The organism is Streptomyces sp. NPDC050560 (genome assembly GCF_044457285.1).
GTDB lineage: Bacteria > Actinomycetota > Actinomycetes > Streptomycetales > Streptomycetaceae > Streptomyces.
Genome location: NZ_JBITGT010000011.1, coordinates 145,721 through 161,793, shown reverse-complemented (window position 1 = coordinate 161,793; position 16,073 = coordinate 145,721). Strand labels below are relative to the sequence as shown.

Here is a 16,073-nt window from a genome sequence, read left to right as displayed (position 1 = left end):
ATCACGGTATGCAATCATCTTGTACGTGTGTGTGACCGGAAAGAACACAGCCGATTCCTCCGCCACGCCCCCGCCCCGTTCCCGTATCGCCGACCTGGTGACGACGGCGGAGGACACCGGGCTTGAGGAACGCCGCGACACCTCCGGGGAGGGAGCCCCGGCACCGCCCCCGACAGCGACACAGAAGACCAGCCCCGCCTCTCCCGCGCCTGGACGAACCGACGACCCCGGCAGCGCCGTCGGGGCGGGGCGGTCCTTCGCCGCGGTGCTGGGGGAGTTCCGGCGCACTCCCGTGCTGGTCCCGGTCGTCCGTCCCGACGGCGGGGGAGACGCCGGTGTGCTCATGGCCGAACGGGGCGGCGTCCTGTGGATCTACGCGTTCTCGCACGAGGAGGCGCTGTCCCGTTTCGCCACGGCCCGCGGCGAGGCCGACCGTGAGTGGGAGTACCAACGCCTGCCGGGCGCCCGGCTGCTGGACGTGGTGGTGCCCTCGGTGGCGGGCCCCTGCGGGGTCGCGCTCGACGCTGCCGACGGCGCGGGCGGTGCGCTGTTCCCGCCGGTCCGTGGAGTCGTACCGGAACACGCGGCGGTGGACGCCGACGCGTTCGGCGGCCAGGAGCCACCGGCCGGGGCGCCGGAAGGAGACCGATGACCGAGCGGTTCATACCCGGGGAGGGCACGGACCTCGCGGCCGGCTCCGAGGGGTTCGCCCTGATCACCAAGGGACTGACCGACGCCCTCGGAGAGTTGAAGGACATCGGCATGACGGGCGCCGCGGGTCAGGGCCGGGGTTTCGGGGAGCTGGCCCTGAGCGGTCTCGACGTCGGTCACGGGGACCTCACCGACGCCTTCCGATCGTTCTGCGAGCGGTGGGAGTGGGGCGTACGGTCCCTGATCGACGAGGGCAACACCTTCGCGGAGGACGTCGGCCTGTCCGCGGGGACGTACTACGAGACGGACCAGTACGTCGACGGGGCGTTGAAGACCGTGGTCAACTCCGCGTTCGGCGACCCGTACCTGAGCGAGCAGGAGGTCGCCGACCGGTCGTGGGGCCAGGTGGTGGGGGACAACCCCGTCACCCAGGCCGCGCACCCCGACTACAGCGGTGACTCCTTCCAGGCCGCCTACCGCAACAGCGTGGACGCCTGGCAGCACGCCGACCAGGCCCCCGGCACCACGGAGTCGTTCACCGCCGCGGGCCAGGACCCGCCCACGGACACCGGGCAGCCGGCCGACGGCGGCCGGGCCGACGCCGAACCACACAGGTCCTGGACGCCGCGGCAGCAACAACCCGACGACGACGCGCACTGATGGGGATCTTCGGGGACATCGGCGACGGCCTCGACAAGCTCGCGGGAGCCGCCGAGGACGGCTGGAACGCCGCAAAGAAGGACATCGGCGAGGGGGTCGACCGGGCAACCGACCTGGTCGGCGCCGGTCTGGAACGGGTGGGCGCCGACGGCGTCGCGGACGCGGTCGAGGACTGGGGCGACGAGTTCGCGTCCGATCTCGGGGCGACCCCGGGGGAGCGCGGGCTCGGCGAGACCGAGGAGGCCGGCGAACTGATCCACGGCAGCCCCGCCGAGTTACGCACGACCGGCGGTCATCTGCGCGACTTCCACAAGGCGTTCGCCGCCGTCGCCAAGGGCATGGGGAAGCTCGACTCCACACACTGGCGCGGCGCCGGGGGCGATGCCTTCCGCAAGAAGTTCGCGATGCACCCCACCAAGTGGACACAGGCCGCGGACGCCTGTGAGAAGGCCGCCGAGGCGCTCGAAGCCTTCGCGGACACCGTCCAGTGGGCGCAGGGCCGGGCGAAGGACGCCATCGACATCTACAAGCGGGGCAAGGAGAACTCGGACCTGGCCGTCGCGGCGTACCACAGGCGCGTCGACGCCTACAACGCGGCGCTGAAGGGCGACGGCCCCCCGGGACCGCGCCCCGCGGCGTTCTCCGACCCCGGCACCGAGGACATCCGGAGCGCGAAGGACACCCTGCGCGAGGCCCGCCGCCAGCGCGACGACGCGGGCAAGGACGCGGCGAAAGCAGTCAGGGCCGCCCTGGAGCACGCCCCGGCCGAGCCCCCGCCGCTGGCACGGATCGGCGCCGACATGGCGGACGGCGTCGGAGCAGCGGGCACGGAGCTGACCCATCTGGCGGGCGGCGCGGCCAAGGGCGCTGCCGGGCTGTGGAACTTCGTACGTGGCGTCAACCCGCTCGACCCCTACAACCTGACTCATCCCGCCGACTACGCCCAGCACGTCAACATGACGCTGGCGAACCTCACTTCGGCCGTCACCCACCCCCGCCAGACGGCCGGGGGGCTGGTCGCGGAGGCCGGGCGCGACCCCTCCGAGTTCACCGGCCGGGTGATCCCCGGCCTGCTGGCGGGCGGCGGGCCCGGCGGCCTCCTGCGCGCCGGGGCCCGCAAGGGGCTCGCGGACACGGCCAAGGACGGTATGCGCCGGTCGGAGCGCGGCCAGGCCCGGCACAAGGCGGACGACGGACCCGCGCACGCCCGCAGGGAAGGCGTCGAGACGAAGGGAACGGACCCGGTCGACCTCGCGACGGGCACCATGTTCCTGCCGCTGACCGATGTGGCCCTGCCCGGCGTTCTGCCGCTCGTCTTCCGGCGGCGCGCCGCCTCCGACAGCCACCTCGGCCGCTGGTTCGGACCGTCGTGGTCCAGCACCCTCGACCAGCGCCTGGAGATCGACTCCGAGGGGATCGTCCTCGTCCACGAGGACGGTCTCGTCCTGGCCTACCCGCACCCCGCGCCGGGTGTTCCGGTGCTGCCCCACCACGGGCCCGCCTGGCCCCTGGACCGTGCGCCCGAGGGCGGCTACGTCGTCGCCGACACCGAGACGGGCCGGACCTGGCACTTCTCGGAAGGGGCGCCCGACGGCCCGGAGGGCGCGAGCGGCGCGGGGACCGCGGGCGCCGACGGCCCGCGGGGGACCGTTCTCGCCCGGCTGGAGCAGATCGACGATCGCAACGGCAACTGGATCATCTTCGACCACGACGCCCACGGGGTCCCCCTCTCCCTGAGGGACAGCGCCGGCCACCGGCTGCGAGTGGACACCGAGGGCGGCAGGATCACCGCCCTCCACCTGGCCGGGGCCGCCGAGGACGGCGGGGACCAGGAGCTGGTCCGCTACCGCTACGACGAGGCCGGCAACCTGGCCCGGACCGTGAACTCCTCCGGCCTGCCGCTGAGTTTCACCTATGACGACCAGAGCCGTGTCACGTCCTGGACCGACACCAACGGCCGGGGGTACCGCTACGCATACGACGCCCACGGCCGCTGCGTGGCGGAGGGCGGCACCGCGGGGCACATGAGCCTGCGGCTGTCCTACGGCGAGCCCGACCCTGCCACCGGCCTCAGGACGAACACGGTCACGACGGGAGACGGCCGGACCCGGCGGTATCTCGTCAACCAGGCGTGCCAGGTGGTCGCCGAGACCGACGCGTCGGGAAACACCACGCGTTACGTGCGTGACCACCGTGACCGGCTGCTGTCCCTGACGGACCCGCTCGGCCGCACGACACGCCTCACCTACGACGACGAAGGCAACCTCACGGAGGTGACGCGCCCCGACGGCAGGACCCGTCGAGCCGTGTACGGTGCGTTCGGCCTGCCCCTGTCGGTGACCGACTTCGACGGCACCACCACGCGGCACTCCTACGACGAGCAGGGCAACCGCGTGGCGGTGGTGGACTCGGCCGGTGCCACCACCCGCTTCACCCACGACGGGGCCGGGCGCCCGACCTCCGTCACGGACGCCCTGGGCGCCCGCACCCTGGTGCGCTGCGACCGCGCGGGGCTGCCGCTTGAGTTGCGCGATCCGCTGGGCGGTGTGACCCGGTACGTCCGCGACGCCTTCGGCCGACCGGTGTCCGTCACCGACGCCACCGGTGCGACCACCCGCCTTGAGTGGACCGTCGAGGGCAACCTCGCACGCCGGACCGCCCCCGACGGCACAGCGGAGTCCTGGACCTACGACGGCGAGGGCAACTGCACCGCACGGACCGACCCCATGGGGGCCCGCACCCTCTTCGAGTACGGCCACTTCGACGTCCTCACCGCTCGCACAGACCCGGACGGCACCCGCCACACCTTCGACCACGACGCCGAACTGCGACTGGTGCGGGTGACAGGGCCGCAGGGCCTGTCCTGGACCTACGCCTACGACGACGCGGACCGCCTCACCGCCGAGACCGACTTCGACGGCCGCACGGCCACCTACGCCTACGACGCCTCGGGCGCCCTGACGGCGCGCACGACCCCGCTCGGGGAGACGATCCGGTTCGAACGCAACCTGCTGGGACAGGTCACACGGAAGGACGCGGCGGGGCAGGTCACCACCTACGCCTACGACCTGACCGACCGACTCGTCCGGGCAGTGGGCCCTGACACCAGTCTCACCGTGCTCCGCGACCGCCATGGACGGCTCCACTCGGAGACGGTCGACGGCCGCACGGTGACGTTCGCCCACGACCTCCTCGGCCGCCGCACGGGCCGCACCACCCCGAGCGGCGCCGAGTCGGCATGGACGTACGACGCGGCGGGCCACCGCGCCACGCTGACCACTTCGGGACGCACCCTCGCCTTCGACCGGGACGCCGCGGGCAGGGAGCTGACCCGCAGGATCGGCGACTGCGCCGCGCTTGACCTGGCCTACGACCCACTCGGCCGCCTGACCGGTCAGTCACTGCGCTCCACCGCACGCGGCGGCGGGCCTGTCCTGCACAGGTCGTACGCCTACCGCCCGGACGGCCACCTGATCCGCGTGCACGAACCGGACGGCGGCGACCACGGCTTCGAGCTGGACGCGGCGGGCCGGGTCACCGCGGTGCGCGCCGAGGACTGGACCGAGCACTACGCCTACGACGCCGCGGGCAACCAGACCGAGGCGAGCTGGCCCGACGGCCACCCCGGGGGCGAGGCCAGGGGGTCGCGGGCGTACTCGGGCACGAGCATCACCAGGGCGGGCGGCGTCCGGTACGAGCACGACGCGGCGGGCCGTATCGTCCTGCGCCAGAAGAAGCGTCTGTCCCACCGCCCCGACACCTGGCACTACACCTGGGACGCCGAGGACCGCCTGATCGCCGTCACCACCCCCGACGGCACCCGCTGGCGCTACACGTACGACCCGCTGGGACGCAGGACATCGAAGCGGCGCCTTGCCGCGGACGGCACGACGACCGTCGAGCAGACCACTTTCACCTGGGACGGCACCACCCTCTGCGAGCAGACGACCCGGGCGCGGGACCTTCCCCACCCGGTCTCCCTCACCTGGGACCACGACGGGCACCACCCGCTGGCCCAGACGGAGCGGGTCATCTCCCCGGATGAGGTGAACACCCGCTTCTACGCCATCGTCACCGATCTGGTCGGCACACCGACGGAACTGGTGTCGGAGAACGGGGAGGTGGCCTGGCACACAAGAAGAACCCTGTGGGGCACGACGACATGGAACACAAACGCCGAGACCTACACCCCACTCCGCTTCCCCGGCCAGTACTTCGACCCGGAAACGGGCCTGCACCACAACTTCTTCAGGACGTATGATCCGGAGACGGCGCGGTATCTGACCGCCGATCCGCTCGGTCTCTTACCCGGCCCAAATCCCCATCTCTACGTACTCAACCCATTCCGCTATACAGACCCGCTCGGACTGGCGCCTGCGGCTTGTCCTGATCATCTGGCGCTGGGAACCAGAGACGAAGGCAAGTTGAAAGAGTTCGCAGAAGGCCATGGATTCACGCACTTTCTCGACCAGGGTTTCGATGAGGTGCTGGGTAGTGTCCGGCATGTCGCGCACGAGCAGCCGCATGTGCATCTTCATATCGTGCTGAATGGCTTCAAGGGGTTCGGACAACGAATCACGGACGATCCGGCGGAATTGTTTGCCGCCTCCTACGGTCGAGGGAAGGCTTCTGGGGGTTGGTTCACAACGGAACGTGAAATGGCGATGGTGGGAGACGCCGTGAAGTGGGGGAATCGTCCGTGGAGTAGCATCACGTTCTACATGGACGGGGAAGCTGTGCCTTCCTTTGATATGCCGGATATTTAAGGAGACTCTGTATCGTGCGTCGACTCCTCGATTTTCAGCGCAGGTTCCGGATCTGGCACTACAGCGTCAGTTATTCGCGGTTGTTGTTGAGAAGCCTGAACATCCACGAGTACGAGACCCGTATCGACGTCCTCTTCACCAATGTCGAGCTGATGCACGTTCCTTCCACTTGGGACACTCTGGTGGTCGACGAACAGGATCGTGCGGGGGCGGATTCCGTCATTGGTCCCGGAGTCGTATTGGCCTCCCGGCCGAACCATCACGTCTTCGTCCTCAACGGAGGCCCGTACTACGTATTCGCCACGCACTGCGACTGGCATGAGGACGAGGGCGACTCAAGGTCTCCGTCCAAGTTCGGTCCCATGTGGGGTATCGAGTGACGAGAATGGGCCTCCGGGGGAACCCATAATCCGCCGCAAGGCTGGGCGGAAGGGGAGATGCTGGGGCGGTGGTACGGAATACCCTGGTGTGTTCGGTAGCTGCGGCGGCTTATCGGGCAGGGGGGCGGGCTGCCCTGGCTGCTGCCCGTCGCCCTGGAGTACCTGCGGGCGACCGCTCCGGCGTCTCCTCGGTGATCGCGAAAGGTATTCGGGAGTTTCACGCCGACGCGTCGTTGCAGAGGGGTCGGGCTTCGTTCGTGGCGGACTCCGCGGTTGGCAGGCCGAAAAGTGGTGCACGACCCTCGTGGCCGCCCTGTGCCGTGCCTCACACTGGAGGGCGGTGATCCGGTTCGTCGTGTGGGGGGTGCCCCGGCCGTCGGTCCCTCACCTCCCGCGGTTCCGCACCCCGGCAGCGATCACGTTGGAGGTCGCACCCGTGCAGTCCCAGACCCTCGCCTCCCCCACCCGTACGGAACAGGCCGACGCCGGGCCCGTGCCACCGGCGCCCGCGCCGACGCGGTCCTTCGACTCCGGCGGGCCCTCCTCCGACCTCTTCCGCCAGTACCTCCGCGAGATCGGCCGTATCCCGCTGCTGACCGCCGCCGACGAGGTCGAACTCGCCCGCCGGGTCGAGGCGGGCCTCTTCGCCGGGGAGAGACTCGCCGACGGCCCCGCGCCCGACCCGGCGCTGGCGCTCGACCTCGACCGGCTCGTGGTCCAGGGCCGGCTGGCCAAGCGCCGCCTCATCGAGTCCAACCTGCGGCTCGTGGTGTCCGTCGCCAAGCGGTACGCGGGCCGCGGCCTGACCATGCTCGACCTGGTGCAGGAGGGCAACCTCGGGCTGATCAGGGCCGTGGAGAAGTTCGACTACACCCGCGGCTACAAGTTCTCCACCTACGCCACCTGGTGGATACGCCAGGCCATGTCCCGCGCCCTCGCCGACCAGGCCCGTACCATCCGGGTCCCGGTGCACGTGGTGGAGCTGATCAACCGCGTGGTGCGGGTGCAGCGGCGGCTGCTCCAGGAGCGGGGCCAGGAGCCCACCCCGGACGAGGTCGCCGCGCAGCTCGGCCTCGACGCTGAGCGGGTCAGCGAGGTGCTGCGGCTCGCCCAGGAACCGGTGTCGCTGCACGCGCCGGTGGGGGAGGAGGACGACCTCGCGCTGGGCGACCTCATCGAGGACGGCGACGCCGCCTCGCCCGCCGAGTCCGCCGCTTTCCTGCTGCTGCGCGAGCACATCGAGGCCGTCCTCGCCACCCTCGGCGAGCGCGAACGCCGCGTTGTCCAGCTCAGATACGGGCTCGTCGACGGCAGGCCGCGCACCCTGGAGGAGATCGGCAGACTCTTCGGCGTCACCAGGGAGCGCATCCGCCAGATCGAGGCCAAGACCCTCTCCCGGCTCCGCGACCACGCCCTTGCCGACCAGCTCAGGGGGTATCTGTACTGACGACGGTAGTGACGGTACTGACCGTACTGACGGCGCCCGCGTCCCGGCGGGCGCCCGGACCGCTCAGTGGGTCAGCACCACCGTGCCACGCGGCGGCGCCTGTTCCGGGGTGTCCAACTGCCCGACGCCCCTGCGGAAGTCCTGGGGACTGACCCCCCGCACCCGTTTGAACGCGGTGCTCAGCGCGAACGCGCCCCCGTAGCCGACCCGGCGCGCCACGCTCGCCACCGTGGCTTCGGGGTCGCGCAGCAGGTCGGCGGCGAGGGTGAGCCGCCACGACGTCAGATACGACATCGGGGGCTGGCCGACCAACTCGGTGAAGTGGCGGGCGAGTCCGGCGCGGGACACCCCGACCGACTCGGCGAGCGACGCCACCGTCCAGGGCCGCTGCGGCTGTTCGTGCAGCAGCCGCAGCGCGGGGCCCACCACCGGGTCCCCCTGCGCCCTGACCCAGGGCGGCGCCCCCGAGTCGGGTTCGGCGAGCCAGGCCCGCAGCACGTGCACGAGCAGCAGGTCGAGCAGCCGGTCGAGGACGATCTCCTGTCCCGGCTCGTCCCTGTCGATCTCCTCGGCGAGCATCGCCACCGCCGGGCTCGGCCCCGCGGACGCCGGGCGCACCAGCACCGTGGGCAGCGACCCAAGAACCCGCGCGCCGATCTCGCTCGGCGCCTGGTAGGTGCCGCTGAGCAGCACCGCCGCACCGGCCGTCTGGGTGTGCCCCCAGGTGCGCACGCCCTGCGACATCCGCCCGGCGACGTCCTCGCCCTCCGGGCTCGCACAGGTCTGCCCCGGCCCGATGATCACCTCGGGCACGGTCTCGGGACGGTCGGCCATGCTGTACGCGTCCGGGCCGCGCAGCAGCGCCACGTCGCCGGGAGCCATCGACAGCGGCCGTCCACCGTCGGGCAGCAGCCAGGCCGTCCCGTGCATCACGGTCACCACCGACAGCGGCGCCCGGTCCTCGACGCGCAGTCCCCACGGCGGCCGGAAGACGGACTTGATCAGGAAAGCGCCGCGCGCCTTCGGGCTCTCCAGCAGTCCTGTCAGGGTGTCCATGGCCTCACGGTATGTCCCCGGCCGCGACCGCCGCAGCGGGGCTTTCCGGCCCGGCCCCTCAGGCGTTCCAGACCCCGGTCTTCGCCGCGTCCCGCGCGTATGCCGCGAAGTCCCGCGGCGCGCGGCCGAGTACGGTCCGCACCCCGTCCACGGGCTCCGCGTTGCGGCCGTCGCGGATGAGTTCGAAGAGGTCGGCGAACTCCGGCGGCTGGCCCGCGGCGGAGAGCGCGGCCCGGTAGTCCTCCATGTCCACCGGCTTGTAGGCGATGGTGCGGCCGGTGGCGCTGCTCAGTTCGGCGGCGACCTCCGCGAAGCCGATCGCCCGCGGCCCGGAGAGTTCGTAGGTGGCGCCGGTGTGCCGGTCGTCGGTGAGGGCGGCCACCGCGACGTCCGCGATGTCGTCGACGTCGACGAACGGCTCCACGGCGTCCCCGGTGGGCAGCGCGATCTCGCCGTCGAGCACCGCGGGGAGGAAGAAGCTCTCGCTGAAGTTCTGGTCGAACCAGGAGCAGCGCAGGACGGTCACGTCGGCGCCTGACGCGCGCATGGCGTCCTCGGACGCCCGCGCGCCCTCCTCGCCGCGCCCCGACAGCAGGACGAGGCGCCGGGTGCCGTGCTCGACGGCGGACTGGGAGAAGGCGCCGACGGTCTCGGCGGCGCCGGGGAAGGACAGGTCGGGGAAGTAGGCGACATAGGCGGCCCCGGCCCCTTCGAGCGCGGGGGCCCAGGTGCCCCGGTCCTCCCAGAGGAAGCGGGTCGCCCCTGAGGGCGAGCCGACGCGGGTCCCGTGGCCGAGGGCGGCAAGACGCTCGGCGACCCGGCGGCCGGTCTTGCCGGTGCCGCCGGTGACGAGGATCGGGCTCTTGTGCGGTGCGGTGTTCGTCATGGCACCAGTGAAGCCCGCCCCCGCTGGACGCAACATCGCCCCGAGACTCAGCCGCATACGCCAACGTCTCAGCACCCGCGACGCCACCCCGGGGCCAACTCCGCCCCGCCGCCCAGCCCCGCTCCCCGGAGCCCCGCTCTCCCCGAGCCCCGGCTCCCGCCTCCCCGAGCCCCTTACCCCCGCAGCGCGAAGCCCCACCCCCGAGCAGCCCGAAGGGCCACCCCTCCGCGCCGTACTCCCGCGCGAAGAGGCGGCCCCCGGGCCCGCCTCGCGTATCCGGCCGCCAGGCCGTGAGGCCCATCCGGCCATCCGGCCATCCGGCCGACAGGCCGTCAGGCCGCTCAGTCCACCTCGGCCACCGCCTGGGCGAACTGCGCCGAGTACAGCCGCGCATAGGCGCCGTCGGCGAGCAACAACTGCTCGTGGGTGCCCTGTTCCACGATGGAGCCGTTCTCCATCACCAGGATCGTGTTGGCGTCCCGGATCGTGGAGAGCCGGTGCGCGATCACGAACGACGTACGGCCGCTGGCCAGTTTGGCCATGCCGCGCTGGATCAGCACCTCGGTCCTGGTGTCCACGGAGCTGGTCGCCTCGTCGAGCACGAGTATCACCGGGTCGGAGAGGAACGCGCGCGCGATGGTGATCAACTGCTTCTCGCCCGCGCTGACCCCGGTGCCCTCGTCGTCGATGACGGTGTCGTAGCCGTCGGGGAGCGTCCTGATGAAGCGGTCCGCGTGCGCGGCGCGCGCCGCCTCCTCGATCTGCTCCCTGGTGACGTCCTTCGGCGCGCCGTACGCGATGTTCTCCGCGATGGTGCCGCCGAACAGCCAGGTGTCCTGGAGCACCATGCCGATCCCGGAGCGCAGCTCCGCGCGCGACATCCGCGCCGCGTCCACCCCGTCCAGGGTGATCCGCCCGCCGGTGACCTCGTAGAACCGCATCAGCAGATTGACCAGGGTGGTCTTGCCCGCGCCCGTGGGGCCCACGATGGCGACCGTGTGGCCCGGGTCCACCGACAGCGACAAGTCCTCGATCAGCGGCTTGTCGGGCTCGTAGCGGAACGAGACGTGCTCAAGCTCCACCCGGCCGAGCAGCCGCGCGGGCCGCTCGGCGTCGACCGGGTCGGGCTCCTGCTCCTCCGCGTCGAGCAGTTCGAAGATCCGCTCGGCGGAGGCCACGCCCGACTGCACCAGGTTCGCCATCGACGCGACCTGGGTCAGCGGCATCGAGAACTGCCGCGAGTACTGGATGAACGCCTGGACGTCGCCGATGGACAGCGAGCCCGAGGCCACCCGCAGACCGCCGACGACGGCCACCAGCACATAGTTGAGGTTCGACACGAACATCATCAGCGGCTGCATGATGCCGCTGTTGAACTGCGCCTTGAACCCGGCCTCGTACAGCGCCTCGTTGCGCTTGTCGAAGTCCTTGGCGGCCTCCCGCTGCCGGCCGAAGACCTTCACCAGGGTGTGCCCGGTGTACATCTCCTCGACGTGCGCGTTGACGGCGCCGGTGGCCCGCCACTGCGCGACGAACTGCGGCTGCGAGCGCTTGCCGACCCGGGTCGCCACCACGAACGACAGCGGCACCGTGACCAGTGCGACCAGCGCGAGCAGCCACGAGATCCAGAACATCATCGCCAGCACCCCGACGATGGTCAGCAGGGAGTTGACCAGTTGGCCCGTGCTCTGCTGGAGGGTCTGGTTGAGGTTGTCGAGGTCGTTGGTGGCGCGGCTCAGCACCTCGCCGCGCTGCCGCTTGTCGAAGTACGACAGCGGCAGCCGCGACAGCTTCGCCTGCACCTCGGCGCGCAGCCGCATCACGGTGAGGTTGATGGCCCGGTTGGACAGCCGCGCCGAGACCGCCATGAAGAGGCCCGCGAGGAGGAACGTGCCGAGCGCGAGCAGCAGCACGCCGCCGACCGCGCCGAAGTCGATGCCCTTGCCCGGCGTGAAGTCGAGTCCCGACAGCAGGTCGGCCATCTTGCCGTTGCCCTGGTCCCGCAGCCGGTCGATGACCTGCGGCCTGCTCACCCCGTCGGGGAACTGCCGGCCGATGATGCCCGCGAACAGCAGGTCGGTCGCCCGGCCGAGGATCTTCGGGCCGACCACGGAGAGGGCGACGCTGAGCACGCCCGTCACCAGCATCGCGATCATCAGCGACCGCTGCGGTCTGAACTGCCGCAGCAGCCGTTTGGTGGACCCCTTGAAGTCCATGGTCTGTTCGTCGGGGTTCCCCGCCATCCGTCCCATCGGGCCGGCCATCAGGCTGCCTCCGCTTCCGTGAGCTGGGAGAGCACGATCTCCCTGTAGGTCTCGTTGCTCTCCATCAGCTCGTGGTGGCGTCCGGTGCCGACCACACGGCCCTCGTCGAGGACGACGATCCGGTCGGCGTCCCTGATCGTGGACACCCGCTGGGCGACGATCACCACCGTGGCCTCGGCGGTCTCCCGGGACAGCGCGGCGCGCAGCGCCGCGTCGGTCGCGTAGTCGAGGGCGGAGAAGGAGTCGTCGAAGAGGTAGATCTCCGGGCGCTGCACCAGGGTCCTGGCGATGGCGAGGCGCTGGCGCTGCCCGCCGGAGACGTTGGTGCCGCCCTGCGAGATCGGCGCGTCGAGGCCGCCTTCGAGCTGGTTCTCGACGAAGCCGCGGGCCTGCGCCACCTCCAGCGCGTGCCACAGCTCCTCGTCGGTCGCGTCCGGGTTGCCGTAGCGCAGGTTGGTGGCGACGGTCCCGGCGAACAGGTACGGCTTCTGCGGTACGAGCCCGACGGTCCGCGCCAGCAGGTCGGGGTCGACGGTGCGTACGTCCACGCCGTCGACGAGGACCGCGCCCTCGGTGGTGTCGAACAGCCGGGGCACGAGGCCGAGCAGCGTGGTCTTGCCGCTGCCCGTGGAGCCGATGACGGCGGTCGTCTCCCCGGGCTTGGCGACCAGGCTCACCGATCTGAGCACCGACTCCTCGGCGCCCGGGTAGCGGAACACGCTCTCCCGGATCTCCAGGTGGCCGTGGCGCCGCAGCGCGGTCACCGGCGCCTTGGGCGGGACGACGCTGCTGTCGGTGTTCAGCACCTCCTGGATGCGCTCGGCGCAGACCTCCGCGCGCGGCACCATCATGAACATGAAGGTGGCCATCATCACGGACATCACGATCTGCATCAGATACGCGAGGAACGCCGTGAGCGCCCCGATCTGCATGCCGCCGCTGTCGATACGGTGCGCGCCGAACCAGACGACCGCGATCGAGGAGAAGTTGACCACGGTCATGACCAGCGGGAACATCAGCGCCATCAGCCGCCCGGTGCCGAGCGACGCGTCCGTCAGCTCCCGGTTGGACTTCTCGAACCTGCCGCGCTCGAAGTCGTCGCGCACGAACGCCCTGATGACGCGGTTGCCGGTGATCTGCTCGCGCAGCACCCGGTTGACGTTGTCGAGGCGCTTCTGCATGGAGCGGAACAGCGGGCGCAGCTTGCGCACCAGCAGGCTCACTCCGATCGCGAGCACCGGCACCACCGCGAGCAGCACGGCGGACAGCGGCACGTCCTGGCCGAGCGCCATGATGATGCCGCCGATACACATGATCGGCGCGGACACCATGAGCGTGAACGACATCAGCACCAGCATCTGGATCTGCTGGACGTCGTTGGTGGTCCTGGTGATCAGTGTGGGGGCCCCGAAGTGGCCGACCTCGCGGGCGGAGAACGACTGCACGCGGTTGAAGACGGCCGCCCGCACGTCGCGTCCGAGCGCCGAGGCGGTACGGGCGCCGTAGTAGACGGCCGCGATGTTGCACACCATCTGGGCGACGGCGATGCCGAGCATCAGGCCGCCGGTGGACAGGATGTAGCCCGTGTCCCCCTTCACGACTCCCTGGTCGATGATGTCGGCGTTGAGGGTGGGCAGGTAGAGGGTGGCCGAGGTCTGTAGCAGTTGCAGGACGACCAGCAGGGCTATGGGTCTTTTGTAGGGGCCCAGATGGGTCCGCAGGATCTGTATGAGCACGCTGTGGATATCTCTCGCTCGCGGGCAAGGTACGGGGTGATGGGCTGCTTCACCCCCATCGTCGACCATCCCGTGGGCGTTACCTCAAGCGATTTTCCAGGAACGGGACCAAAGTCGGGGTGCATCCCTGAATTGCGCGGACCTCCGCCGCTCCCGGGGCCCCGCGGCCGTAGGACTCCGGGCCCTCCCGGCGGGCTCCCGGGACCTACGTCCGTCCCCCGGCCCACACCCCTCCGCCTCCCGCGCGGGGGAGGCCCCGGGTGCCGTCAGCCGCCCTGGCCCTGCCCGCCGAACGCGCCCGGGTGCGTCTGGTCCCGTACCGCCGTGAACTGCTTGCGCACCGCGTCGCCCACCGCCGCCTCGTCGCCCGGCTCGAACACCTGGGCGTCGGGCGCGCCCCAGGCCGGGGGCGCCTCGGGCGTGAGCCTTCCCCGGGACACCCCGAGGGCCCAGGCCGCCTGCCGCGCCGCGCCAAGCGCGGCGTAGTCGGCGGGGCGCACCACGAGGACCGGGGTGCCCAGCAGCATCGGCGCCACCGCCCGGACGGCGGGCAACTCGGCCGCGGCGCCCAGCAGAAACACCCGCCGCACCGCGACGCCCCGGCCGCGCAGCACGTCGAGCGCGTCGGCGAGCCCGCACAGCATGCCCTCGAACGCGGCTCGCGCCAGATGCTCAGGACGCATCGCCTCGCGCCGCAGCCCGGCGAGGGTGCCCGCCGTGTGCGGCAGGCTCGGGGTGCGCTCGCCCTCCAGATACGGCAGCAGTACGAGGCCGTGGGCGCCGGGGGTGGAGCGCGTGGCCAGCTCGGAGAGGCCCGGCAGGTCCGTGCTCAGCAGCTCCGCGGTGCCGCGCAGCACCCGGACCGCGTTCAGGGTGTGCACCACCGGCAGATGCATCCCGGTGGCGTCGGCGAGCGAGGTGATGGTGCCGGTGGCGTCGGTCAGCGCCTCGTGGTGCACGGCCATCACCGAGCCCGAGGCCCCCAGCGAGACCACCGCGTCCCCGGCGGCGAGCCCGAGGCCGAACGCCGCGGCCATCGTCTCCCCGGTGCCCGCCGAGATCAGCAGGCCCTCGGGGGTGGTGCCCGCGGCCTCGGCGGGGCCGATCACCTCCGGCAGCACCGCCCGGTGCCCGAGCGCCAGCTCCACCAGGTCCGGGCGGTACGAGCCGGTCGCGGCCGACCAGTAGCCGGTGCCCGACGCGGTGCCGCGGTCGGTGGTGCGGCGCGCCGGGCGGCCGAGCAACTGCCACACCAGCCAGTCGTTGGCGCCGAGCAGCAGGCCCACCCGCTCCGCGAGCCGCGGGTCCGACCTGGCCAGCGTGCGCAGCTTCGTCACCGGCTGCGCGGGGCCCGGCACACAGCCCACGGCGCCCGCCCACGCCTCCCGCCCGCCGAGCAGGTCGAGCAGGTCGGCCGCCGCGGCCTGGCCGCGCTGGTCGGTACCGGTCAGCGCCTGGCCGACGGTGGCGCCCTGGGGGTCGAGCGGCACCAGCGCGTTCTGCTGCGCCGAAACCCCGATGGCCGCCACGCCCTCCAACAGCCCGCCGGTCGCCGCCTCGCCGAGGGAGAGCAGCCACGCCTGCGGGTCGACGCCCCCCTGCCGCCCCGGCTCGGACGCCCCCGCGCCCTCGGTGGGGTGCGGGGCGTGCCCCTGGCGCAGCACGGCGCCCGTATCGCTGTCGCACACGACGATACGGGTGAATTCGGATGAACTGTCCAGTCCGGCGACGATCCCCATACGGGAATTCTGCCGCACCGGGAAAGCCCTCCGGGCCACGAGGGTGCACCTCGTGGCCCGGAGCGCGGAGCCGATGGCGGAGCCGGCGCGGGCGGTCCAGGGCCGGGGCGCCGGGCCCTGGGGTCAGGTCGCCGAGGAGGAGCCCCAGTCGCCCGCGCCGTCGGTGCGCGAGCGGTCCCGCAGGGTCCGCACCCGGCCCGCGACCGACTCGGGCACCCGCTCGCCCACCTTGTCGCTCACCGAGTGGAACGCCTTGCCCGCCAGCTCCCGGCTCTGCTGCGCCGCGCTCTCGGCGGTGTTGCGCACCGCCGGGTTGCGGGAGACCGCCTGGGCCCAGCCCTGAATCTGCTCGTACCGCTCCCGCCCGGAGCGCGTCCCGAGGACGTAACCGACCGCGAGCCCTGCGGTGAATGTGAGCCGGTAGCGCATGGAGGCCACCCTTCCTTGAGACGGAGTCGCTCGCTACTGTCGCGCGACAGTACTGATTG

At 71.7% G+C, this 16,073-nt stretch carries 11 protein-coding genes; 5 read left to right on the top strand and 6 right to left on the bottom strand.

Annotated elements, in window-relative coordinates:
* The first annotated feature begins 25 nt into the window (after positions 1-25).
* From ACIBIW_RS25565 to ACIBIW_RS25545, 5 genes are all read left to right on the top strand, one after another.
* Positions 26-652: an SseB family protein gene (locus tag ACIBIW_RS25565; RefSeq protein ID WP_399339351.1), complete on the top strand. Its 627-nt coding sequence runs from the start codon at positions 26-28 to the stop codon at positions 650-652.
* A complete protein-coding gene (locus ACIBIW_RS25560) occupies positions 649-1,311 on the top strand; it encodes a hypothetical protein (RefSeq protein ID WP_399339350.1) in 663 nt (220 codons plus the stop codon). Before ACIBIW_RS25565 ends, ACIBIW_RS25560 begins: the two co-directional genes overlap by 4 nt.
* Positions 1,311-6,077 (top strand): putative T7SS-secreted protein, encoded by a 4,767-nt coding sequence (locus ACIBIW_RS25555; protein ID WP_399339349.1) that lies wholly within the window; start codon positions 1,311-1,313, stop codon positions 6,075-6,077. The genes ACIBIW_RS25560 and ACIBIW_RS25555 overlap by 1 nt, the downstream gene beginning before the upstream one ends.
* A 14-nt stretch (positions 6,078-6,091) precedes the next feature.
* Positions 6,092-6,457 carry a hypothetical protein gene (locus tag ACIBIW_RS25550; protein ID WP_399339348.1) on the top strand — a complete coding sequence of 122 codons (366 nt, stop codon included), beginning with the start codon at positions 6,092-6,094 and terminating at the stop codon, positions 6,455-6,457.
* Positions 6,458-6,812: 355 nt separating this feature from the next.
* Positions 6,813-7,904, top strand: coding sequence for an RNA polymerase sigma factor (locus ACIBIW_RS25545; protein ID WP_399339487.1), 1,092 nt, complete (start codon positions 6,813-6,815; stop codon positions 7,902-7,904).
* 63 nt (positions 7,905-7,967) lie between these two features.
* Here ACIBIW_RS25545 and ACIBIW_RS25540 read toward each other — a convergent pair whose 3' ends face one another.
* The 6 genes from ACIBIW_RS25540 to ACIBIW_RS25515 all read right to left on the bottom strand — a co-directional run bounded on the left by ACIBIW_RS25540 (position 7,968) and on the right by ACIBIW_RS25515 (position 16,014).
* Positions 7,968-8,960 carry an AraC family transcriptional regulator gene (locus ACIBIW_RS25540; RefSeq protein ID WP_399339347.1) on the bottom strand — a complete coding sequence of 331 codons (993 nt, stop codon included), beginning with the start codon at positions 8,958-8,960 and terminating at the stop codon, positions 7,968-7,970.
* Between the two features lie 58 nt (positions 8,961-9,018).
* Positions 9,019-9,846: an NmrA family transcriptional regulator gene (locus tag ACIBIW_RS25535; RefSeq protein ID WP_399339346.1), complete on the bottom strand. Its 828-nt coding sequence runs from the start codon at positions 9,844-9,846 to the stop codon at positions 9,019-9,021.
* A gap of 341 nt (positions 9,847-10,187) precedes the next feature.
* On the bottom strand, positions 10,188-12,110 hold the full coding sequence (locus ACIBIW_RS25530; RefSeq protein WP_399339345.1) for an ABC transporter ATP-binding protein: 1,923 nt from the start codon (positions 12,108-12,110) through the stop codon (positions 10,188-10,190).
* Entirely contained in the window at positions 12,110-13,846 is a 1,737-nt protein-coding gene (locus ACIBIW_RS25525; protein WP_399339344.1) for an ABC transporter ATP-binding protein, read from the bottom strand. The genes ACIBIW_RS25530 and ACIBIW_RS25525 overlap by 1 nt, the downstream gene beginning before the upstream one ends.
* Positions 13,847-14,112: 266 nt before the next feature.
* Complete coding sequence (locus ACIBIW_RS25520; protein WP_399339343.1) at positions 14,113-15,585, bottom strand: FGGY-family carbohydrate kinase; 1,473 nt, start codon at positions 15,583-15,585, stop codon at positions 14,113-14,115.
* Positions 15,586-15,708: 123 nt separating this feature from the next.
* Positions 15,709-16,014 carry a YtxH domain-containing protein gene (locus ACIBIW_RS25515; RefSeq protein ID WP_399339342.1) on the bottom strand — a complete coding sequence of 102 codons (306 nt, stop codon included), beginning with the start codon at positions 16,012-16,014 and terminating at the stop codon, positions 15,709-15,711.
* Between the last annotated feature and the right edge of the window lie 59 nt (positions 16,015-16,073).

Excerpts from the sequence above, each read along its gene's own strand:
- ACIBIW_RS25560 (WP_399339350.1), top strand. The coding sequence starts at position 649 with ATGACCGAGCGGTTCATACCCGGGGAGGGCACGGACCTCGCGGCCGGC.
- ACIBIW_RS25555 (WP_399339349.1), top strand. The coding sequence starts at position 1,311 with ATGGGGATCTTCGGGGACATCGGCGACGGCCTCGACAAGCTCGCGGGA.
- ACIBIW_RS25540 (WP_399339347.1), bottom strand. The coding sequence starts at position 8,960 with ATGGACACCCTGACAGGACTGCTGGAGAGCCCGAAGGCGCGCGGCGCT.
- ACIBIW_RS25535 (WP_399339346.1), bottom strand. The coding sequence starts at position 9,846 with ATGACGAACACCGCACCGCACAAGAGCCCGATCCTCGTCACCGGCGGC.
- ACIBIW_RS25530 (WP_399339345.1), bottom strand. The coding sequence starts at position 12,110 with ATGGCCGGCCCGATGGGACGGATGGCGGGGAACCCCGACGAACAGACC.
- ACIBIW_RS25520 (WP_399339343.1), bottom strand. The coding sequence starts at position 15,585 with ATGGGGATCGTCGCCGGACTGGACAGTTCATCCGAATTCACCCGTATC.
- ACIBIW_RS25515 (WP_399339342.1), bottom strand. The coding sequence starts at position 16,014 with ATGCGCTACCGGCTCACATTCACCGCAGGGCTCGCGGTCGGTTACGTC.